The organism is Bacteroidota bacterium (assembly GCA_039111535.1).
Classification (GTDB): domain Bacteria; phylum Bacteroidota; class Rhodothermia; order Rhodothermales; family JAHQVL01; genus JBCCIM01.
This window is the reverse complement of sequence record JBCCIM010000016.1, coordinates 1-20,834: the sequence shown is the minus strand read 5'-3', so window position 1 is coordinate 20,834 and position 20,834 is coordinate 1. Positions and strand designations below refer to the sequence as shown.

At 50.6% G+C, this 20,834-nt stretch carries 16 protein-coding genes; 12 read left to right on the top strand and 4 right to left on the bottom strand.

What is annotated here, in order from left to right:
- Positions 1-37 precede the first annotated feature (37 nt).
- The 3 genes from msrB (at position 38) to AAF564_04455 (ending at position 3,643) form a co-directional block, all read left to right on the top strand.
- On the top strand, positions 38-445 hold the full coding sequence (msrB, locus tag AAF564_04465; protein MEM8484775.1) for a peptide-methionine (R)-S-oxide reductase MsrB: 408 nt from the start codon (positions 38-40) through the stop codon (positions 443-445).
- A gap of 142 nt (positions 446-587) precedes the next feature.
- Positions 588-2,648, top strand: coding sequence for a tetratricopeptide repeat protein (locus AAF564_04460; GenBank protein MEM8484774.1), 2,061 nt, complete (start codon positions 588-590; stop codon positions 2,646-2,648).
- Between the two features lie 56 nt (positions 2,649-2,704).
- Positions 2,705-3,643, top strand: a complete 939-nt coding sequence (locus AAF564_04455; GenBank protein MEM8484773.1) for a lipoprotein — start codon at positions 2,705-2,707, stop codon at positions 3,641-3,643.
- On the opposite strand, the gene AAF564_04450 is transcribed toward AAF564_04455, so the two are convergent.
- From AAF564_04450 to AAF564_04440, 3 genes are read right to left on the bottom strand one after another with little or no spacing between them, the layout of a single operon-like run.
- The gene (locus AAF564_04450; GenBank protein MEM8484772.1) at positions 3,640-4,086 is read right to left on the bottom strand and encodes a copper chaperone PCu(A)C; all 447 of its coding nucleotides are present in this window, start codon (positions 4,084-4,086) and stop codon (positions 3,640-3,642) included. The genes AAF564_04455 and AAF564_04450 overlap by 4 nt on opposite strands.
- 3 nt (positions 4,087-4,089) lie before the next feature.
- On the bottom strand, positions 4,090-4,710 hold the full coding sequence (locus AAF564_04445) for an SCO family protein (protein ID MEM8484771.1): 621 nt from the start codon (positions 4,708-4,710) through the stop codon (positions 4,090-4,092).
- A 21-nt stretch (positions 4,711-4,731) separates the two neighbouring features.
- The gene (locus AAF564_04440) at positions 4,732-5,337 is read right to left on the bottom strand and encodes a porin family protein (protein MEM8484770.1); all 606 of its coding nucleotides are present in this window, start codon (positions 5,335-5,337) and stop codon (positions 4,732-4,734) included.
- A 585-nt stretch (positions 5,338-5,922) separates the two neighbouring features.
- Here AAF564_04440 and AAF564_04435 point away from each other — a divergent pair.
- The 5 genes from AAF564_04435 to AAF564_04415 all read left to right on the top strand — a co-directional run bounded on the left by AAF564_04435 (position 5,923) and on the right by AAF564_04415 (position 16,430).
- Positions 5,923-9,363, top strand: a complete 3,441-nt coding sequence (locus tag AAF564_04435; GenBank protein ID MEM8484769.1) for a TonB-dependent receptor — start codon at positions 5,923-5,925, stop codon at positions 9,361-9,363.
- Between the two features lie 118 nt (positions 9,364-9,481).
- Positions 9,482-12,967 carry a T9SS type A sorting domain-containing protein gene (locus tag AAF564_04430; protein MEM8484768.1) on the top strand — a complete coding sequence of 1,162 codons (3,486 nt, stop codon included), beginning with the start codon at positions 9,482-9,484 and terminating at the stop codon, positions 12,965-12,967.
- A gap of 88 nt (positions 12,968-13,055) precedes the next feature.
- Entirely contained in the window at positions 13,056-14,105 is a 1,050-nt protein-coding gene (locus AAF564_04425) for a PorV/PorQ family protein (GenBank protein MEM8484767.1), read from the top strand.
- A gap of 154 nt (positions 14,106-14,259) precedes the next feature.
- The gene (locus tag AAF564_04420) at positions 14,260-14,820 is read left to right on the top strand and encodes an NUDIX hydrolase (GenBank protein MEM8484766.1); all 561 of its coding nucleotides are present in this window, start codon (positions 14,260-14,262) and stop codon (positions 14,818-14,820) included.
- Positions 14,817-16,430 carry a hypothetical protein gene (locus AAF564_04415; protein MEM8484765.1) on the top strand — a complete coding sequence of 538 codons (1,614 nt, stop codon included), beginning with the start codon at positions 14,817-14,819 and terminating at the stop codon, positions 16,428-16,430. The genes AAF564_04420 and AAF564_04415 overlap by 4 nt, the downstream gene beginning before the upstream one ends.
- Positions 16,431-16,436: 6 nt before the next feature.
- On the opposite strand, the gene AAF564_04410 is transcribed toward AAF564_04415, so the two are convergent.
- Positions 16,437-17,189 (bottom strand): energy transducer TonB, encoded by a 753-nt coding sequence (locus AAF564_04410; GenBank protein MEM8484764.1) that lies wholly within the window; start codon positions 17,187-17,189, stop codon positions 16,437-16,439.
- Positions 17,190-17,299: 110 nt separating this feature from the next.
- On the opposite strand from AAF564_04410, the gene AAF564_04405 reads away from it, so the two are divergent.
- The 4 genes from AAF564_04405 (at position 17,300) to AAF564_04390 (ending at position 20,692) form a co-directional block, all read left to right on the top strand.
- Entirely contained in the window at positions 17,300-18,286 is a 987-nt protein-coding gene (locus AAF564_04405; GenBank protein MEM8484763.1) for an MDR family oxidoreductase, read from the top strand.
- 6 nt (positions 18,287-18,292) lie between these two features.
- Entirely contained in the window at positions 18,293-19,462 is a 1,170-nt protein-coding gene (locus tag AAF564_04400; GenBank protein ID MEM8484762.1) for an FAD-binding oxidoreductase, read from the top strand.
- Positions 19,463-19,529: 67 nt separating this feature from the next.
- Positions 19,530-20,246, top strand: a complete 717-nt coding sequence (locus tag AAF564_04395) for an outer membrane beta-barrel protein (protein ID MEM8484761.1) — start codon at positions 19,530-19,532, stop codon at positions 20,244-20,246.
- A gap of 38 nt (positions 20,247-20,284) precedes the next feature.
- Entirely contained in the window at positions 20,285-20,692 is a 408-nt protein-coding gene (locus AAF564_04390) for a PH domain-containing protein (protein MEM8484760.1), read from the top strand.
- Positions 20,693-20,834 lie beyond the last annotated feature (142 nt).

Here is a 20,834-nt window from a genome sequence, read left to right as displayed (position 1 = left end):
AAGATCACATGGTTACATAGATTTAGGGTAAAAGCATATGACACAGCGCAAAGTTCAGAAAAGCGACGCACAGTTGAGAGCTGAGTTGAGTCCGGAAGAGTATCGGATCACGCAGGAAAAAGGAACTGAGCGTGCATTTACAGGGCGTTACTGGGACAAGAAAGACGACGGCATGTACAAATGTGTCGCGTGTGGCGAAGCCCTGTTTGATTCTGAAACCAAGTACGATTCAGGGTCAGGCTGGCCAAGTTTTTACAAACCTGTTGATCCAGCGCATGTAGGTGAAGAGGCTGATTATAGTCTGCTTATGCGTAGAACTGAAGTGGTTTGTTCATCGTGTGGTGCGCACCTTGGACACGTTTTTCCCGATGGGCCAAAACCAACAGGGATGCGCTACTGCATCAATTCAGCTGCCCTCAATTTTGAGAAACGCGAAGACGAATGACCAACGACGCTATTCAGGCGTTGCTGATTGACCATTGAATCGCGAATATCGGCAAGGAATAATGAATAATGGAGAAACCCTTCGACATTCAATATTCCTTGTTCGATATTCGTTATTCGATTCCCGTCATACATCAAATGCGATGTTCAAACAAATTGCTTCCCTTTTCTGTTGTGTTTTACTGGTGATGGGTGCTGGTTGTGCAAAGTCGCAATCAGATGCTCCAACCGTAGCTGAAGCCCCGGCTACCTATGTTGGCAACGCTGCATGTGGCGGTTGTCATGAAGATATTTATACCTCTTATATAGAGACGGGCATGGGGCGGTCTGTCACGCGCTTCGATCCTGCAACTGCCCCCGAGTCGTTTTCCGGGCAGCCTGAAGTGTACAATGCCCGCTTTGACTACTACTATGCACCCCTGTTGCGCGGCGATACGCTGTACCAGCGAGAGTTTCGTAAAGATGCCGCCGGCAATATTACCCACGAACGTATCCATGCTGCTGAATGGGTAATTGGTTCGGGCAACGCCACCCGTTCCTACCTGATGAACGTGCAGGGCCACGTCACCCAGATGCCGCTGACCTGGTACGTGGACAAAGCGCAATGGGACATGAGTCCGGCGTACGAACAACAGAATTTTCGCTTTGAACGGCCGATTGGCGAAGAGTGTATGACCTGCCACAATGGATTGCCTGAATTCAGTCCGTTCTCGCAAAACCACTATACAGACGTGCCGCTGGGCATTTCGTGCGAGCGTTGCCACGGGCCGGGGAGTGAACACGTTGAATTGCGCCTGGCTGGCCTGGGTCCTGATGACGGAGCTGTTGACGAATCTATCGTAAATCCCGCCCATCTTACAAGAGACCTGCAATTGTCGGTTTGTCAGCAGTGCCATCTGACCGGCACAACTGTGCTGAATGCCGGCGAAGCGATGGGGAGCTTTCAGCCTGGAGAATTGCTCGCAGCGCACCGTAGCGTATTCGTGATTGAAGAGCAGTTGGCGGACCCTGAATCGTTTGGCATTGCCTCACACGCACAACGCCTGGCACGGAGCGCGTGTTTTGAGCAGAGTGAAATGACATGTGTCACCTGTCATAACCCACACGAACCCGTCGCAACGCTTGATGAAGACTATTTCAATGCAGCCTGTATCAGTTGCCATACGCCGGCAGAAGATGAACAGGTTGCGGTTTGCAGCCGCGATGACCTGGCGGACGAAGCAGAGGCTATGACGGGCAACTGTGTCAGCTGTCATCTGCAGAAAAGCGGCACTAGCGATATACCGCATGTTACTTTCACGGATCACTGGATCCGTCGTACACTGCCGCCAGCGCGGGCACCTGAGAGCATCAACAGAAGCCTCGTGCAGGAGACTCCTTTTGAATTGGTCCGGCTTGAATCGGACGATGCTTCTAACACAGGAGACGCCCAACTTGAACAAGCCATTGCCTATTTCAACTTTTATGATACTGAACACCGTCACCCGGGGTATCTACCGATTATAACGCAGCGTGTACGTTCGGGGTTGGCTACAGGAGCCGACCATGTTGAAGCCCGACTGGTTATGGCGCGGGCCCTCATTGAACAAGATTCTCTACGCGCTGCGCAGCAAGTGCTGGATGCTGCGCTTCAGGTGTACCCTGATCATGCCAGGCTCTTTTTCTGGCTTGGGGAAGTAAAGCAAATGCAGCAAGACTATACCGGTGCAATTGCTGCTTTCAGCAATGCAGCGTCTTTGGCCCCGGCCTTCTTGCAGGCCAAGATGAAGCTTGGTTCCGCTTATTCAAACGCGCAGCAATTGGATGCGGCTGAGCAGACCTTGCGCGAGGTGATCGCAGACAATCCCATCCATCTGCCTGATGCCTGGAATAATCTTGGATTTGTGTATCTGCAAACACAGCGCCTGGACGAAGCAAGTGAGATGTTTGAGCGTGCTACAGCGTTGGATCCAGATCTGGCGACAGCCTGGGCAAACGCCGGCACGGTGCATCTGATGATCAACGCGTTTGATGAGGCAGCTGGGAAATTTGAACAGGCGTTGCGTGCTGATCCTGCTTATGTACCGGCCTTGGGTAACTTGAGCCTGGTGTACCGACAGCAAGGGCGAATCGAAGAAGCAAAAGACACCCTGCGCCGGCTCCTTACTGTCCAGCCCGGAGACCGTAATGCACTTGCTTTGCTTCGGGAGCTCGAGGCGCTGTAGGCAGACCATCCGAATCAAGAAGAATCGCCCATGAGTGCGCATAAATGAATGAGTATATGAAACGCATGCTCTTGCTGGCAGGGCTCGTGTTACTGGCGGGCTGTGGCAATAAAACAGATCTGGTGCGCATAGACCTGGGCAAGTCAAGCCCGGAACGCTTGCTCAAGTTCTATTTTGGCGGATATGCAGCGCCGGATGCCGCCGATCCGATGGCAACGGGCCTCATAGTCGCGCAAACGGACGGATATTTCCTGAATCCGGCATTACTGGATGAGGGATACCGCGGACAATTGGATGACGCTGCTGCCGATGGCGTATTGAATTGGGATGAACTTGAGCCATTTCTTCAGCAAACCTATTACAGTGCGCGATCAGCGCCTGCTACACTGGAAGCTCTGATTTCGCCGGATTTATTTCGATCAGGAGAGGGCGCATGGATGATGTTGCCTGTAGATGGTGTGATGACAACAGCCCGCCGGCAAATCTATATAGAACGAGAGAAGGTTGCTGCGGCGCTGGCACAGTATGCCGCGCAGAACCGGCGCATCATCTATCCGGAAGGGACCGTCATTGTGGGTGACCATGTTGCCGATGAAAGGGTGGTGGAAACGACGGTAATGAAAAAGCGAGCTGACGGCATGTGGGATTACTTTGTATACGATGCAGCCGGTATGCTTATGACGGCAACGGCAACAGAGCCTCGTCCGCTGGCCGTACCCACGCGGTGTGTCGGGTGCCATTTTGGTGACAAACAGTTTGAGCCAGCGCGTAGTTATCCAGAACCGGCATCTCCAGGGCCGCACGGACCACGGGGGATTGATCTACCTACGACGCCATACGACGCTGTGCTTGTAGAAACGCTTGATGAGCATACCAAACGCAGTGATTCCGTGTTGGGGCTTTATGCCACGCGATATTTAGGCGAGCTGTTGCTTAAAGGTGAAGCCCGTACAGCTGCTGAACAGGCATTGTTAGATGAGATAGGTACGTTTTAGGGCTTTTCCCACTGGACGAGTGCATAAGCCTTCACTGGCGCGTGTTGGTCAAATTGGAGCGTAAAGGCCAGCGAGTCACCAGGCAACAGGCTTGACGAGAGGTTTTTGAGCATAAGATGATTTCCGCCAGGAGCAAAGGATAGCTGCGCACCAGATGCAATGTGGAATGCATCAACTGGCCGCATGCGCATGATGTTGTTTGTCATGGTACTCTGGTGGAGTTCTACCGGATTTGCAATTGCAGTTTTAGCGCCTAGCAGGGTGATTGGCGCTAATGTATTGTTGCTGATTGTGAGATACAACGCGCCGGCGATCCCGAGCGACGCGTCAACGGGGCGAATCCAGGCATTGGTCACTTCCAACGTTGCCGGTTTGGGTTGCGTGCACCCTATAAGCCACGATACAACGAATAAAATTGTCAGGAGGTGGAGGCGGTACGGCATAGGCTACCGGTTGATCAACGTGCGTAAGTCATCAGCCATTTCTTCCGCCGTTACTTCGAAGTTCCAGACCAGTTGCCAATTGCCGGATCGGTCGAGGACAGCTGTGCTGGTTGTGTGGTCAACGAGGTATCCGGAGGTAGCCGGCGCCTCTGCATCACTGGGTGTTGTGCCATCAGAAGACGCTTTTTCCACAAAAATACCGAGTGCCTTGTACAACGGCTCTTGGCCAGGTTCTTCGATGGTTGCTCCGATGAAGTCCGGATTGAACGCATGCACATATCGCCCAAGGAGGGCAGGGGTGTCGCGGGCTGTATCCACCGAAATAAGGACAACCTGTACGTTTTTCGCCTCATCACCGAGCAATTGCATGGCTTTGGCGAGCCGCGCCATGGTTGTTGGGCAGGCATCGGGGCAATGGGTGTACCCAAAAGCGAGTACCACAAGTTGCCCTTCGAAGCCGGTGCTGTTGACTGGGCCGCTGTCGGTAAGCAAGGTAAAGGTGTCGAGTTGGACAGGGGGCGCTACCCATGTACCGTATAGCGCGGGGTAAACTTTGCCTTTGCAGCCGCTGAACAACAAAAGGCCGAAAATCAAGGGGAGAATTGCCCGGACGGTTTTGCGCATGATGCCTGGGGGAGGGGAGCGTTAAAAAATGAGTCCGACATTGAAGCGGAAAACATTGTTGGTGGCATCAACGGTAAGGCCAAAAATCTCATCAAACACGTTGGTAAGGCCAAATTCGTAGCTGACATCTACAGTGAGCAGGCCAAACAGGTCAACACCAACACCAACGGGAGCGCCGGCAAGGATGCCGTTGAAATTGTCGAGTTCGAGCCCGAGCAGGTTGTCTTGCACATTTAAGATGAGGGTGCCGGCGACACCGCCGTTAATACGCAAGACGAGCGTTTGGGTATCAAGGAGGTTGTAGCCCAGCGAAATCGGGACAAAAATGGCATCCAGGTCAACTTCGTCTTTCAATGTTTCGAAGTTGATTTCATCTGTTGTGCGGAGTTCTGTGCCGGATCGCTGCCAGAAAAGGCCGGGTTGCAGGTACAGTTGGTTGCCGATGCGGAGGGTTGCCCCAACCTGGTAGCCAAACCGGGCGCTTGCCTCAGAACCCTCGGGGTCGGTGGAGAGCATGGACGCGCTGAGTCCGACTTGCGGATTGAAGGCCACCTGGGCCTTTGAGGTCTGACTGAGAAAGAAAGACAGTGTAAAAACTACGCTAAGAAACGATAGCCTTAAATACATATAAAAAAGCCCTTTTTTGGTGAGGAAGATGCCAGGAGGCGCCAAAAAGACAGTTCATGAACGATTTAGCGAACGGTAAGATGCAAAGCGAATGCTAATGTAGAATGAATTGTAGAAGGAGGGGGGTAACAATTCCTTGACAATGAAAAGTGCCCCGGCTATCTTTGGCGGATTACAATTAACCACCGTTTTGTAACCGTTAACCACGGAAATAAGACGACTGACGAGATGTTCAGTCGTTTTATTGATAAGAAAAGACCAAATTTACACTACACGTTATGGAAGTGTAAAGCTTTCAAAATGGTCCAGAGACCGCAAATCGGAAGTTTGTGCTAAACACGTTATCAATGGTAGAACGCAGGACCTTATATATTTATTGCCCTGCGTGGATGGAAAATCCCACTGAGTTGATAAAAGGAAAGTTTAGGCTTTTGTCAGAACCCCCTTCTGGTCAGAGCACAGCACTTCTGTATTCGCACAGGTCTCAATCCTTGCACTCACTACTTCTTGGCTGATCAAGCGTTGGTTCATCCGAGGAGTTTTTTAACCTTCCTTCCTGATTATCAACTTATACTGGAGGTAAACATGCTACGCAATTGGGGTATTCTTTTGCTCTTGTTGCTGTCGATGCCCACAATGCTCTTTGCACAGAGCAGTGGGAAATTGTCAGGACGAGTAACCGATGGGTCAACAGGCGACGGATTGCCTGGTGCCAACGTAATCTTACAAGGCACAAACATCGGTGCTACCACAGACCTTGATGGTAACTACGTTATCATCGGTGTGCCTGTAGGTACTTACGCCGTTCAGTCTTCTTTTGTTGGGTACGCTTCTGAACTAGTTCAAGGTGTTGAGATTAACGCTGGTTACACGCGTGAACTCAACTTTGATCTGCTTCCTGGTGTTGAGCTCGACGAAGTTGTTGTAGAGTACGAACAACCACTCATCCAGAAGGATGCTATTGGTGTTCCGAAAATTGTTACATCTGAAGATATCGTGAACCTGCCGGTTCGTGGTGCTGCAGACGTTGCTAAAATCCAGGCCGGTGTTGTTTCCCAGGAGGGAAGTGACGCACTTAACATTCGTGGTGGCCGTTCTGGAGAGGTTGCATACTATGTAGATGGTATCAAATTTGGCTCTGGTGGTGTTTCACTGCCACAGTCTGCCATTGAACAGCAGGAAATGCAGCTTGGTAACATCAGCGCCCGTTACGGTGACGTGATGTCAGGTGTAATCAACATTACCACCAAGTCAGGTGCGCCAGAATTCTTTGGCTCATTGGAAGGCATTACTTCTCAAGAAATTGATGCATACGGATATAACCTCGTATCAGGTACGTTTGGCGGTCCGATCATCAAAGACAAAGTAAGTTTCTTCCTCGCTGGTGAGTACACTTTCGAAGACGACGGATCTCCGCGCGCTTTCGGTCAGCTTCAGATTGATGACGCTGTACTGGACAACCTGCGCGCTTTCCCAACAGCATTCCGCGGCACAGATGCAGCGGGCAACGAATTGTTTATGCCAATTCCTGCCGGCCTGACTGACGGTGCTACGCTGCCAGTTGATGATAACGGTACCGTTATCGTTAATGGTGGTGCACTCACATTTAGCGATGGCACCTCTGTTGCCGTTCCTGATGGTGTAGATGCTTCAAACATCAACCTTACGCCGGTTATCCGCGCTGAGTACCTGTCTCAGGACCAGTACTCTGTAGAGAAAGGCAAGCGTAAGCGTAACGACGACAACCTTTCTTTGATTGGTAACCTTACGTTTGAACTGTTCGACAACGGACGTCTGCGTGTTGGTGGTCGTTACAGAGATCGTTCTTTCGACTCAAACGTATCTTCCCGCCGGGTAGTGTTTGCGCCGGAAATGACAACGGTTACGGACAACGAAAACTACCAGGTTTTTGGTACCTATACACACCGTCTGTCTAATACGTCTTTCTTCCAGATCCAGGCTGATTACTCAAACAACTTTAACGAGACTTATGACCCTCGTTTTGGTACTGGATTTGACGATTTCCTCGAGTATGGCAACATTGACAACGCAGCATTTGCCACGCTTCGCGGATACAAAGACCTCGGCTTTACAAACGAAATTCGGATTGATGAGCATGGCACGCCAGATGATCCATCTGACGATACCGAGTTCACCGTTCGTATTCCTACGTTCTCAAACACCTATGCTGACGGCGCTGGCCCAGCTACCTCTGATGAAGTTGTAGCTAGCCTCGTGCAGATTCCTGGTGGCCGTTTCAACGGATACAGCAAGTTCAAAAGCGAGCAGTTCCGTGTTTCTGGTTCATTCACTGGACAGTATGGCATCCATCAGATTGAGTTTGGTGGTGAGTTCGAAAAAGACACGAACCGTTTCTGGAGCATCGGTGCTGCTAACTTGTCTCGCTTCGTAGCGGATGGCAACCCTGAGCAGATCGATCCTAACAACCCGAACCTGAATCCTGCTGGTTACTCTACCTACGATTCTATCCCGCTGCAGCTGCTTGATACGGCTGTTAGCTACTACGGATACGATCTGCGTGGCCAGAACGAAGTTGATTCAGAAGACTTCGGCGCGTTCCTGAACCAGGATACAAGCAAGCCACTCGATGCATACAACCTGAAACCATACGAGCCAATTTACTACGGCGGTTATGTTCAGGACAAAATCGAGTTCAATGACATCGTACTGAACGTTGGTATCCGTGCTGACGTATTTGACAACAACACCCGCGTATTCAACGACCGCTTCGCGCGTCGTCCTGTATGTCGCGCTGGAGATGTTGGCTCTACAGTTAACGGTGTTGATTGTGGCTCTGGTAGCGTTCCTGCAGGTATCGAAGACGATCACACAGTATTCTATAGCGGTAGCGATATCGTTGGATACCGTGACACCGAAGGTAACTTCTTCAGCTCTACAGGTGACGAGTCTACTGCTGGTGATATCCGTCTAAATGGCCAGGCTCGTCAGACCAGCAACCTGATCACTGAAGATCAGTTTGGCGACTACGATCCTGTGTTGAATATCATGCCTCGTATCGGTATCAGCTTCCCTGTTACTGACCAGGCGGTATTCTTCGCGAGCTACGGTATTGTTGCACAGCGTCCTTCTTCTCGCACCTTTGCTACGCTGGGTGCCATCGAAGGAACTGGTACAATCAACAACACCAACCTGCAGCCAGAGAAAACAACCAAGTATGAGCTCGGCTTCCGCCAGCGTCTTGGTGACCGCTCTGCGCTCACGATCTCTGGTTTCTTTAACCAGATCGAAAACTTGATCCAGCTGCGCGATATCCGTGGTGCTACACCAAACGCATACAGCAGCTACGAAAACGTAGACTTCGGTACAGTTAAAGGTCTTGAGTTTGCTTTCGACCTTCGCCGTACAAACGGTTTCCTTGCAAACCTGAACTACACGCTGTCATTTGCTGACGGTACTGGTTCTGGTGACCGTACGACTTCTACAATCGTTTGGATTGATGAGACGCCTCCGAACTTCATCAGCCCGCTCGATTTCGACCAGCGTCATAACCTGAACCTGTCTCTCGACTATCGTCTGGGCAAAGGTGAAGGTCCTGAAATTGGTGGCATTAACATCTTCGAAAACTTCGGTGTTAACGTGCTTGCCAAAGCTGGAAGTGGATTCCCTTACACGCCGGTTGTTGAGCCATTCAACGCAGCAGGTGGTGCACGCGCCGCGTCTCCGTCTGGTGGTATCAACAGCGCTCGTATGCCTTGGAGCAACCGTGTTGACATCCGTGTTGACCGTCGCTTCGACGTAACGAACCGTGCAAGTGTAACAGCATTCCTCTGGGTACAGAACCTGTTCGGAAACAACAACACCAACGATGTATGGCGCTTCACAGGCCTGCCTGATAACGATGGCTTCCTGTCAACAGCTGCCGGACAGCGTTTCCTTGGTGACTCTGTACCGTTTGCAAATGCTGCATACGAACATGACAACAGAGTCCTAAACTGGGTCGGTATTCCGCGTTTGACGCGTATCGGTCTCCGTGTGGACTTCTAGATAGCAGATCTCCAGTATTGCTTCATCCCCCGCTCCGGCGGGGTGGGGGATGAAGACCTTTTGATCTGATTTAGAGAAGCGATTCTCTCAACTTTTATAAATTACTACCATGCGACTTTTGAGCAGAATATTACTTTTGCTGCCTCTAGTGCTCGGCTTGGGACTTGTTGATGCAAATGCGCAGGCGACAAGTAACTGTCAGGGTGCCCTCGGTGAGGCATTTCTGGATGTGAACAATGTGCGCGCAAGGATCCTCAATAATGGCGGTCTCTTTTGGCGCGGTTCACCCCACGTTTATGAAGTACCTAAAGGTGGCGGTTCAAACGCGATCTTTGCTTCAGGTATCTGGCTTGCTGGTGAGGTTGGTGGACAGCTTCGTGCAGCGGCTTCACGTTACGGCCCGTGGGAATTCTGGGCTGGTCCTCTTGACGAAAACGGCAACGCGCCGGCTGATTGCTCTATCTTTGATAAAGTATTCAAAGTAAGCAAAGCCGACGTTGAAACTTATGACGTTTCGGGGACTGCTACTCCAGACCTTCGCGACTGGCCAACTGGCCTTGGCGCGCCTACGCTGGATGCAAACGGTGACATGATTGAGTTTGATGTTACTGTTCCTCTTGCAGACCGCGTAAACCGTGTTGTTGACCTTGCCGGTGGCGAGCGTCCAGCAATTCTTGGTGACATGACCCTGTGGTGGGTAATGAACGACCGTGGTAACATCCACGAAGCTACCGATGCGGCGCCTATCGGCCTCGAAGTACACGGTACTGCGTTTGCGTTCAACACCGCTGGCGACATTGGAAATACGACATTCTACAAGTACAACCTCTTCTACAAAGGAGACGTGCCACTTGAGAATGCATTCTTGGGTATTTTCTCTGATCCTGACCTTGGTAACTTTGACGATGACTACGTTGGTGCTGACACAAGCCTCGGTATGGGTTATGTCTACAACGCAGACAACGATGATGAAGGTGGTGAAGGGTACGGTCAGTCACCTCCAGCAGCAGGTTATGACTTCTTCCAGGGACCAATTGTACCTTCCGCAGGCGACTCCGCCTTGGTAGATGGCGAATGGATTCCAGACTTCAGAAACCTGAAAATGACCACGTTTGCGTTCTATAACAACGGTGGTGGTGTTACCGGTGACCCTGTTACGGGTACTGACTACTACAACTACATGCGTGGTAACTGGAAAGACGGTCAGGCATTTAGTGTAGGTGGTACCGGTCGTGACTTCTCTACAGAGCCTACCCGGTTTATCTTCCCTGGTGACCCTGTAACTGGAAACGGTTGGTCAGAAGTTAACCCTGACCCGGTTGGTGGTACGCTTGGTCCTATTGACCCTGCTGACCGTCGTTTCGTTATGGCTACAGGTCCGTTTACCATTAACCCTGGTGACGTGCAGGAAATCGTGTTTGGTCTCGTTTGGGCACGTGGTACTGACAACCTCGATTCAATTACGAGACTGCGTCAGGCTGATGCACTTGCGCAGGCTGCGTTCGATGTAAACTTCGAACTGCCTTCTCCGCCAGTGTCTCCTGAAGTTTCTGTCACAGAGCTGGATGGCCAGATCATTCTCGAATGGCAGAACTCTCCACGTTCTAACAACTTCCTTGAGACTTACTCAGAATCAGATCCGTTTGCACCTGACGATAACAAAAACTACGATTTCGAAGGATATCGTGTTATCCAGTATGCTGACGCTTCTGACCAGGTAGGACAGGTTGTAGCGACTTACGACGTTCCTAACGGCGTAACCCGCATTATCGATGGTGTCCCTGGTGAGCCTACTGAAGTTGTTGCTTCCGGTACGGATGCTGGCGTTCAGACTTTCCATGCCATCAATAACCTGACCAACTACAGAACATACTACTTCGGTGTACAGGCTTATGCTTACAATGAGCCTTCTTTCCCGAAAGTATTCCCAAGCCCAATCACACGTGTTGAAGTTATCCCAACGCGTAGTGAAGACGTGCTTTCTGATGAGGCTATCGAAGCTGCACAGGTAAGCAGCGTACCCGACATCGTTGTCGAGAACGCTGGTGTAGGTGAAGGTTTTGTAGCTGTAGACATTGTTAACCCTGCTCGTGTAACCGGCGAAGTATATACCGTTGAGTTCTATGAAGCAGAGTTTGCTGAGAAAGCTTCTTTCGAGCCTATCTCTCTTGAAGATGATGGCGAAAAAGAAGTTGACGAAGTCCTGGTTGCCCGTAACGGTGAAATCAGCGATAAGTCTGCCTCAGCAGCAACTGGTATTACCTATGACATCAAGCGCGGTGGTACCGTTGTATTTGATGGAACGGCAGCTGGTGCTCCTGCGCCACAGCGTTCAAATGTAGTTGTAATTGACGGTCTCCAGTGGAGTGTTGAAGGTCCTCCTCCAGGTATCAAAGGCTTTGGTGTAACCGCCAACGCTTCTGGTCCGCTCGATCCATTCGATATGGGTGCCTTTGCGTTCAACTCCAACGGATTCCCACAGCTGCTAGCTAACGGCGTCGTCGATGATGTACCCATCCCGGGAACGTCATTTCCTGACCGCCCGCAGCGTGGTTATCAGCAGTCTACGAACAACTCAGCATGGGGTATGCACACCGGTGGTGGCGGCCGCTCTGAGTGGGACGATGGCTCTTCCAATAGCTTCGTTGCCCGTTCTCTCCGTAATGGATTGGATATCGTAGGTTCTGACGATTATGACATGGTATTCTCGCAAGAATGCGCCGACGCTATCGATGGCGACATTCAGCCTGGTGATTGCCTTGGCTTCCACGCGTTCCTTAATGGAGCAGAGTTCGTATTTGAAGTACCTTTTGAGCTATGGAACCGTGGCACATCGCCTGACGAGAGTGACGACTTCCGCATGATTCCAATCATGTGTGAGGGCCTCTGTGGTGGTGGTACCAACGATGCTTCTTACGACCTTGGTCTGACTGACCACGCTGTATCTGGTGGCGAAAATGATCCATATACAGACTGGGTCTACTGGTACAATCCAGAAGACGAAGGTGCTACTCCTGGGGAAGATGGTTACAACAACTTCTTCTTTGGCGCTGCAGGCACAGGTAGTGAGATTTTTGCTCGTACCGTAATTGTAAACTGGAACGGTGGTGCAACGCCTCCTGACTCTACAATGCTAGAAGTTGGAAGCGGTCGCTACGACGCTGAACTTCCTGAAGCTGGTACAAACTTCAGAGTCTTTACGCTGAAGCCAAACCAGCCAGGTGATGTTATCTCAGTCAGCACAGCTGGTCTGGGTACACGCGCAATGAACCTGGCTGAATCTGAAGCTGCACTTGAAAGCATTGGTATCACACCAAACCCTTACAAAGGTGCTTCTGAGTATGAGCGTAGCCAGTTGATCCCTGAAGTTCGTTTCACGAACCTGCCAAATACGGCAACCATCCGCGTATTTACCTTGAGTGGTTCTTTGATCAAGACCTTCGAGAAAAACAGCGTGGATAGAACACTTGTCTGGGACCTGACGACAGAAAATGATCTGCCGATTGCCAGTGGTGTTTACCTGGTTCACGTAGAAACGGACATGGGTACAAAGGTGATTAAGTTTGCTGCTGCTATGAGAACGTTCAGACTGAACACTTTCTAGCATAGCGAACCCTCACTTATGTGAACTCACCTTTTTCTCATACAAATACAAGTTTATAGATATGAAAGCCAAAACAAACATAACCAACATGCTATGGTTATTCTTGCTCGCGGTTTGCATGACGAGCATGGGGGCCGTAGAGGTTAGGGCACAGGGCAATTCTGGATCAACTGGAGAGTCTGGAAGCCGTGCAGGTACTGCCGGTGCGCAGGAACTGCTAGTGCCACTAACTGCCCGGTATGTCGCCCTCGGTGGTGCTACCACCAGTGGAATCGAAGACATGAACGGTTTGGAAGCATTGTTTGCTAACCCAGCTGGTCTGTCTGTGAATGATGGTACTGCTGCCATGTTTAGCCGCGTTGAATACGTAGCTGACATTGGTATCAACTACCTCGGTGTTGCGCAGAGCTTCGGCTACAACAACATCGCGTTCACAATTACATCCTGGGACTTTGGAGATATCGCAGAGCAAACTGAAATTGCTCCTGAAATCTCTGAAGTAACCTTTAACATTAACTACCTGACTGCAGGCCTGTCTTACTCTCGTCAGTTGACAGACCGTATCGCAGCGGGTGCTACGTTGAAGCTCGTTAGTGAGAGCATCGATGACGTGAGCGCCAACGCAGTAGCGTTTGACGCTGGTATGACCTATGACATTACTGGATCAGGTCTGCGTCTTGGTGTTGCACTGAAGAACATCGGTAACGAACTGACCTTCTCTGGTGTTGGTTTTGCCCGTCAGGTACGTATTCCTGGACAGGAGCCATCAGCCAACAACAACACGCTCGTACTCGAGTCTGAAGGTGTTCAGCTGCCTACGCTTCTTAACGTAGGTCTCTCTTACACGAGAGACGTTGGTGCCAACGCACTCGTTCGTGTGCTCGGTAACTTCCGCTCAAACTCTTTTGAGCAGGACCAGTTTGCCGGCGGCCTCGAGCTCGGTGTAATGGACATCGTTTATGTACGCGGTGGCTACTCTGCAACAGAAGACATGGACCAGACTTTCTTTACTGGCCCTTCTTTTGGTGCTGGCCTCAAGCTTGACCTGAATGGTACTCAGCTCATGGTTGACTACGCTTACCAGACGACTGACTTCTTCTCTGATGTACAGTATATCACAGCTTCTGTGAAACTGTAACCATCGTTCCGGAAGACACACGCAAAGGCCTCCTGCATACGCAGGAGGCCTTTTTGCGTTTTATAAAACCACGCTCATATCTTGTGCCTATTAACGCAGGAATCAGTTCTCATCGCTCAGCGTATCTGCTTTTTTCAACTGAATTGACCTGAATATGCAACCCTGGCAGGTAAAGCGACGTCGATACTTACTGGAGCGGCCATGGATACGCCTTCGGGAGGACCATGTGGTGCTACCTGGTGGGGCAGAGATGGAAGAATTCCATGTGGTTGAATACCCCAACTGGGCTGCTACCGTCTGCGTTGATACAGCCGGCAACTTTGTACTCGTCGAACAATACCGACACGGTATCGGACGTTCTAGTATGGAACTGCCGGCAGGGGTTATTGAACCCGAAGAAGACCCCCTCCTTGGCGCCAAGCGCGAATTGCTGGAAGAAACCGGGTACGCAGCACCCCGATGGCGTGCAATCGGCCGGTGTGCTACGGATCCAAGTAATAATGCAAACTATGCCTACCTGTATCTTGCTGAAGGTGCGTATGTTCAACAAAAACAGGCACTTGACGTAGAAGAAGATATTGCAGTGCGGGTGCTTTCCCCTGAAATGCTCGGCAAAACGATAAATGCTGGAGATTTTGTGCACGGGATACACCTTACTGCGTTGTTATGGGCCAGCCAAAAAGGATGGCTGCCACAACTACAAACCACCCAATGAGAACGTTAGCCATTGTCAGTTTCCTGTTGCTAGCTAGCTGCACAGCGCGGGAAGAAATTGTTGTCTCTGATCTCACACTCATGCACCGTGGGTGGGATACGCTGGTGGTTAATGTTGACTTTGCAAGCCAAACCGTGCTAGGCGGTATACAGCCAGTAGATGAGACAAACAAATGGATTGTCGCATTCAATGCCTCCTACGATACCCTCTACGCCGGCGAAGAGACGGTCTTTGGAATTCCCGACATTGATCTGGGAAATGAAGAGCAGGTGCTGGTTGAAGTCTGCGGTGATGTTAAACTGTTGCGTGTTTGCGAACAAGCAATTGTTGCGGCCTCCCCCAAACGCGTATCACTCGAACCCGATATTACTTACCCGCTCCGGAAAAAGGTGTTTGAAGGCGCCTATAAATTGCCTTTTATAGTTGAACGACTGGGACAAGATACATCCTGGCAAAAAATTAACCCTTCAGGAGCGCTCCATGGTTATCTGGAAGCTTACGTGCAGGGTAGAAAAGAGACAGCTATTCAATTGCCCTTTTCCAAATCTAGAGGTGGATTTAACCTGGCATACAAGCAGAATTACAAAGATTTTAAATTCTACCTTGATTCAGCATTACTTGATGATAAGTCGGCCAATGTAATCTTTGATGTATACGTAGACCTCGAAGGATTTACTGACGCTGTTGCCACAACGGCAAAAGAGATCCTTGTAAAAACCGAAGATGAGCATAAGCAGGACATTGCGCTCTTCGTTGAGCAAGCTGCTGATAAGCTGGTCGATCGACTCAGTCCGTTTCTACGACGCAAGAGGAATACCGTATACATCGATTCGTGGGCCTACAATACCTTCGAAAAGGCATACACGGTTGACATGGAAGTTGAATGGAAAGGGGCACTGTTTAACAGAAGTACATATAGTATCAAAGGGATACTTGAAGTCTCCGAGTCTGGAGAAGAAGCTACCTTCCAATATGTTGATGGCAACAAGCGCGCCCGCCAACGCTGGAATTCACGGGTTAACGGTGATGTGATGGACCTCATGCCGCAAGGTGAAGTCGCTGTTGCCTCGTTGCCGGCCGGAAGGGGCGCATTCGACGCGCAAAAAGGCCGGGTTGTAATCGAAGCGGAGCATTTTGATGGTGAGCGATCGTATAACAACCAGCGCTGGACGGTGCAGCGCGACCGCTCTGGATATACCGGGCAAGGAGCTATTGTTGTCTCGCCAGACAGGGGTGTCAGAATTAGATCTCGATACAATAAAAGAAGTCCTGAAGTTACCTATCCGGTTTATTTCGAAGACCCTGGCCGATATTATATCTGGATGCGGGTATGGGCTGACAATAACAACAGCAACTCGGTACATCTGGGCATCAATGGGGCTGCAAATCGATCGAGCTCTTACATTGGTACAGATACATACCGCACGTGGGTATGGACCCAGCAGCGGCAGGATAGCGATGACGCCGCGCGAATCGACGTCCCTTCAGCCGGCATGAAGGAACTCAACGTTTGGATGCGGGAAGATGGCTTTTATATCGACCGTATTATCCTGACCAAAGACAGGAACTACAGGCCAGAAGGATCAGGGCCACCTGAGAGTTCTCGCTAGCCACTTTTACGGGTTTTGAACAGGCAATTCGAGCGTATCTATTTTTGCAGCATCTTCCTGTTTGATCAACTTGAAGCGAATAGGTAGCCGCATTTTTACGCGTACAATTTTCCCATCTTGTCGGCCCGGCTTAAACAGGGTCTTTCTCACAGCTGCTACAGCAGCAGAATCAAGCGCAGGATGCAGGGGCTTGAATACTTCAACGTCGCGCGTTGAGCCATCTTTTTCAACTACAAACATGAGCACGGTTAGCCCCTGAATACCTTGATCGCGGGCTATTTTGGGATAGTCGATGCTGAGATACAGAGTGCTCAAACCACCTACAATGGCCGGACTTTCATCGACGTATTCCAGGATAGGGCCTCGGTCGATCTTTGCCAGTTTTTGTGGACGGATGATTTCTTCTGCTGGAGGCAGTTCAACGGCCTTCTTTTTTTCTTTTACATCAGGCAACGGGTATTCAATTTTGGCCGGTTGCGTAAACGCTGTGACGGGAGAGCTCGACGCATTATCGTCACCCCGATCTGAAGGAGCTGGTACCAATTCAATTTGACGCTCTGGCCAGGTTTGTAACCAACCAATGGAGAGTTGCCGTGGATATATCGGGAGGTTGGCAACGAGTACCAGGATTGCCAGGGAGAGCACCCAGCCAAGAGATGTTCTAATTGCTGATGATCCAAGTAGATCTGAATCAGCAGGGCGTAACCCCTGACGATGGATGCGTGCCCAAAAGTTTTCGGTGTCTCGATTCTGATTCATAGAACCTGTATACTTTGCCTGCTTGTCTCTAAGAAGACGGTTGATTTGTGCTCAGGTTGCCCTGATGTCTTAACAATAACTAAATAAATTACCAGCCGGTCAAATTTGCAATGTTTAATGCCCTTGTGTTACACGAGACTGATAAAGAACCAGACGTGAAAATCCAGCAATTGTCGGATACAGATTTGCCGGATGATGAGGTGCTGGTGGCTGTCGATTACTCCAGTATCAATTATAAAGATGCCCTGGCTGTGACGGGCACCGGCAAAATAGTGAGAGGAGACTTCCCCTTTGTGCCCGGTATTGATTTGGCCGGCGAAGTGGTTGCGTCCCGGGATCCCGCGTTTAAAGAGGGCGACAAGGTTATCGGTAATGGCTGGGGACTTGGAGAGGCACACTGGGGAGGATACGCACAACGTATGCGCGTAAAGTCAAAATCGCTGGTACCTATGCCGGCAGGGATGACGAGCAAGCAGGCAATGGTCTTTGGGACTGCAGGATTCACTGCTATGTTGTCTGTTATTTCCCTCGAGTTGCACGGCCTCACTCCTGAACGGGGCGAGGTTGTCGTTACGGGTGCTACAGGAGGTGTTGGGAGCTTCAGCCTGATGCTGTTATCACAACTCGGTTTTGAAGCGGTTGCCTCTTCCGGGAAAAAGCATGCCCATGATTACCTGAAGTCTATTGGTGCTTCACGCATCATTGATCGGTCTGTTTTGGGGGATGGGCCATCGCGGCCGCTGGATAAAGGCAAATGGGCTGGCGCAATTGATAGTGTCGGCGGGCCGGCGCTTTCTGCCATCATCAGCCAAATGAAGCGTCATGGAAGTGTTGCGGCATGTGGACTTGCGAACAGCCATGCCCTAGATACCACGGTTTTTCCGTTTATTCTGCGCGGTGTAAACCTGCTGGGCATCGATACCTCTACGTGTGCATACGAGCGCCGGTGTGAGGTCTGGGCCCGCCTGGGTGAAGTGCCTGCCGCACAAGTCGAAGCGATTGCAGAAGTTGTCTCTCTGGCCGAGGTGCTTGCGATAAGCAAAAGAATGATGGACAGTAATATCAAGGGCCGTATTGTTGTAGATTTGAACCGATAAACCACCATGACCCTTTCATACTGGCAACGCGGAGAGTCGGGGGCTACCCTGCATTGTGATATTGCAGTAGTTGGAGCCGGGATTGTTGGTACATCAACCGCATACTGGCTGAAAAAATACAATCCCTCCTCGCGTGTTGTGCTCATTGACGCTGCGACGGTAGGGGCCGGAGCTACCGGCCGCAATGCCGGCTTTCTGCTTCAAGGCGCAGCGGTTGATTACGCCACGGATATCGTAAAGTATGGGTCGGAAAAAGCGGCTCAGCTCTGGGCTTTTACAAAAGAGAACAGGGATTTGTTGGCGACGGAGCTGGATCCAGAAAAAACAGGGTTTGAAGCGAGCGGGAGTTTGATACTGGCTGGTAGTTTGGAGGAGAAAGAGCGGCTTGTGGCATCGTATGCCTTGCTTCACGAAATAGGGGAAAGCGTGCATTATTGGTCAGAAGCAGAGATCAGTGCACAGATTCAGGGAAAAGGGTTTGCCGGTGGACTCCTCATTGAATCCGGGGCACGTGTCGACTCTCAAAAACTGGTGCGAGAAATAGCCGGCCGCAGTGGTGCTATCTTGCTAGAGCATCATCCTGTATACGAGATTACACCCAAGGGGGATCACATAGGTGTAGCCTGCCGAAACCGTGAAGTTAAGGCAGCGCGCGTTGTATGCTGTACAAATGCTTACCTGCCCCAGCTTATGCCTGAGATCAGCGCGTTTATTAAACCTGTACGTGCGCAGATGCTGGCAACTGCATCTTGCCCGGACTGGCTTCCGTACCCTGTATACTCCCATGAAGGATATTATTATATCCGTCAGCTTGCCTCTGGTGAGGTGTTGCTCGGGGGGGGGCGACATCTTTTTGTAGAGGAAGAGCTGGGGTATGACGATTATACCACACCACAGCTTCAGGCCGCGTTGCAATCGTATTTGTTGCAGTATTTCCCACATATTGCTGCTGTGCGTACCGCCTTTTCCTGGAGCGGTGTCATGGGCTTTACACAGGATAGCTTACCCTTGTTTGCACATGACAATCCTTTCCCAGGGGTATCCTGGGCTGCAGGGTTTAACGGGCATGGCATGGGATATGGCTTCAGGTTTGGTAAAACGATTGCCGGCACGCTTAACGATGACCCCGAGGAGCAGGCCAACCACAACCTGTTTACATTTGACCGGCTGACCTGATGACGCTCCTGTATGTTAGCCGAAGCTGTAATTCACATAACCTGTACCTCTCTTTGCCATGCGTTGTATGCAAAACAGTATATCGACCAGGATTGCCTGTATGGCGCTTGTGATGCTTATTATGGTTATGGCGCTACCGGCAGCTGCCCAGGTGACCCCGCGAGCAAGCGTTAATCTGATGATGGGGGTTCCTGTTGGAGAGTTTGCGGATAACGTCGATAATCTTGGTTTTGGCATTGCGCTTAATGGCGGTATTGGCCTTTCACCGGCACCCGTAATGATTGGCGTTGATCTCGGGTATCTGATTTATGGGTACGAGCGTAGGTCCGAGCCTTTCAGTACCACAATTCCCGATGTGACTGTGGACGTAGAAACAACAAACAGCATTGCTTTTGGTCACTTGTTTCTCCGGTTTCAACCACAGACCGGCGCCTTCCAGCCGTATGCAGAAGCCCTCTTTGGTTTCAAATATCTCTTTACGCGCACGTCCGTAGAAAATCGGCAGTCCAGCGAATCTATTGCTGCATCTGTAAACTTTGACGACTTTGCGTCCAGTTATGGTTTTGGGGGCGGTCTTGATATTCGGGTTTTTCAAGGCGTCAACGACAACAGCAGGCCCTTCAGCATTATGGTAAACCTTGGTGCGCGCTATTTGCTGGGTGGGAGTGCAGAATACCTGGAGCGGGGCTCTACAGGACGGGAGAATGGTGAGCTTTCCTTTGACATTACAAGGTCGCGTACAGATCTTGTATTACCTCAGCTTGGCGCCACGTTCGTTTTCTAGTGTGTTCAGCTGTTGTAGCACTGATTCTATACGCAGCAATGACGCAGTTCAAAACCAAAATTGACAAGTGGTACGTTGCCATACATTGGATTTGCCTGGGTCTTATGGCAATTGCAATTGGCGCGTTGTGGCTGGACCCTGAAACTGCAATCTCCTTAAAGGCGCTCTTTAGCCTGTTGATGGGAGGGGTGGCATGGCTGATTATAGACATCTATGTCAATACAAGATACACGGTATCCGCTGACACGCTGTTTATCCAGTCAGGCCGGTTCAAGTGGCGGATCAAATTATCCAATATCGAATGGGTAAAGCCATCTCGCAGCATTTTGTCGTCTCCCGCCCTATCACTCGATCGACTGGCGGTAAAGCAGCTCAATAGCAGTATTCCTGTGTTGATTTCTCCCGATCGGGCCGGGGCCAGCCATTTGCCGGGGCCGGGGCTTTGACTGGATACGATGTTCAGACAAAATATGCACAGACACCTGTATGAATCCTAATTTTTTCACATATTTTTGCGCAAGGTGGGTGGTCAATAAAAATATGCTTGAGAAGTTAAGACTTCAGTACTTCACTACTTGTCCATCCCCG

Excerpts from the sequence above, each read along its gene's own strand:
- AAF564_04425 (MEM8484767.1), top strand. The coding sequence starts at position 13,056 with ATGCTATGGTTATTCTTGCTCGCGGTTTGCATGACGAGCATGGGGGCC.
- AAF564_04455 (MEM8484773.1), top strand. The coding sequence starts at position 2,705 with ATGAAACGCATGCTCTTGCTGGCAGGGCTCGTGTTACTGGCGGGCTGT.
- AAF564_04445 (MEM8484771.1), bottom strand. The coding sequence starts at position 4,710 with ATGCGCAAAACCGTCCGGGCAATTCTCCCCTTGATTTTCGGCCTTTTG.
- msrB (MEM8484775.1), top strand. The coding sequence starts at position 38 with ATGACACAGCGCAAAGTTCAGAAAAGCGACGCACAGTTGAGAGCTGAG.
- AAF564_04400 (MEM8484762.1), top strand. The coding sequence starts at position 18,293 with ATGACCCTTTCATACTGGCAACGCGGAGAGTCGGGGGCTACCCTGCAT.
- AAF564_04405 (MEM8484763.1), top strand. The coding sequence starts at position 17,300 with ATGTTTAATGCCCTTGTGTTACACGAGACTGATAAAGAACCAGACGTG.
- AAF564_04440 (MEM8484770.1), bottom strand. The coding sequence starts at position 5,337 with ATGTATTTAAGGCTATCGTTTCTTAGCGTAGTTTTTACACTGTCTTTC.
- AAF564_04420 (MEM8484766.1), top strand. The coding sequence starts at position 14,260 with ATGCAACCCTGGCAGGTAAAGCGACGTCGATACTTACTGGAGCGGCCA.
- AAF564_04395 (MEM8484761.1), top strand. The coding sequence starts at position 19,530 with ATGCAAAACAGTATATCGACCAGGATTGCCTGTATGGCGCTTGTGATG.
- AAF564_04460 (MEM8484774.1), top strand. The coding sequence starts at position 588 with ATGTTCAAACAAATTGCTTCCCTTTTCTGTTGTGTTTTACTGGTGATG.
- AAF564_04450 (MEM8484772.1), bottom strand. The coding sequence starts at position 4,086 with ATGCCGTACCGCCTCCACCTCCTGACAATTTTATTCGTTGTATCGTGG.
- AAF564_04410 (MEM8484764.1), bottom strand. The coding sequence starts at position 17,189 with ATGAATCAGAATCGAGACACCGAAAACTTTTGGGCACGCATCCATCGT.
- AAF564_04390 (MEM8484760.1), top strand. The coding sequence starts at position 20,285 with ATGACGCAGTTCAAAACCAAAATTGACAAGTGGTACGTTGCCATACAT.
- AAF564_04415 (MEM8484765.1), top strand. The coding sequence starts at position 14,817 with ATGAGAACGTTAGCCATTGTCAGTTTCCTGTTGCTAGCTAGCTGCACA.
- AAF564_04435 (MEM8484769.1), top strand. The coding sequence starts at position 5,923 with ATGCTACGCAATTGGGGTATTCTTTTGCTCTTGTTGCTGTCGATGCCC.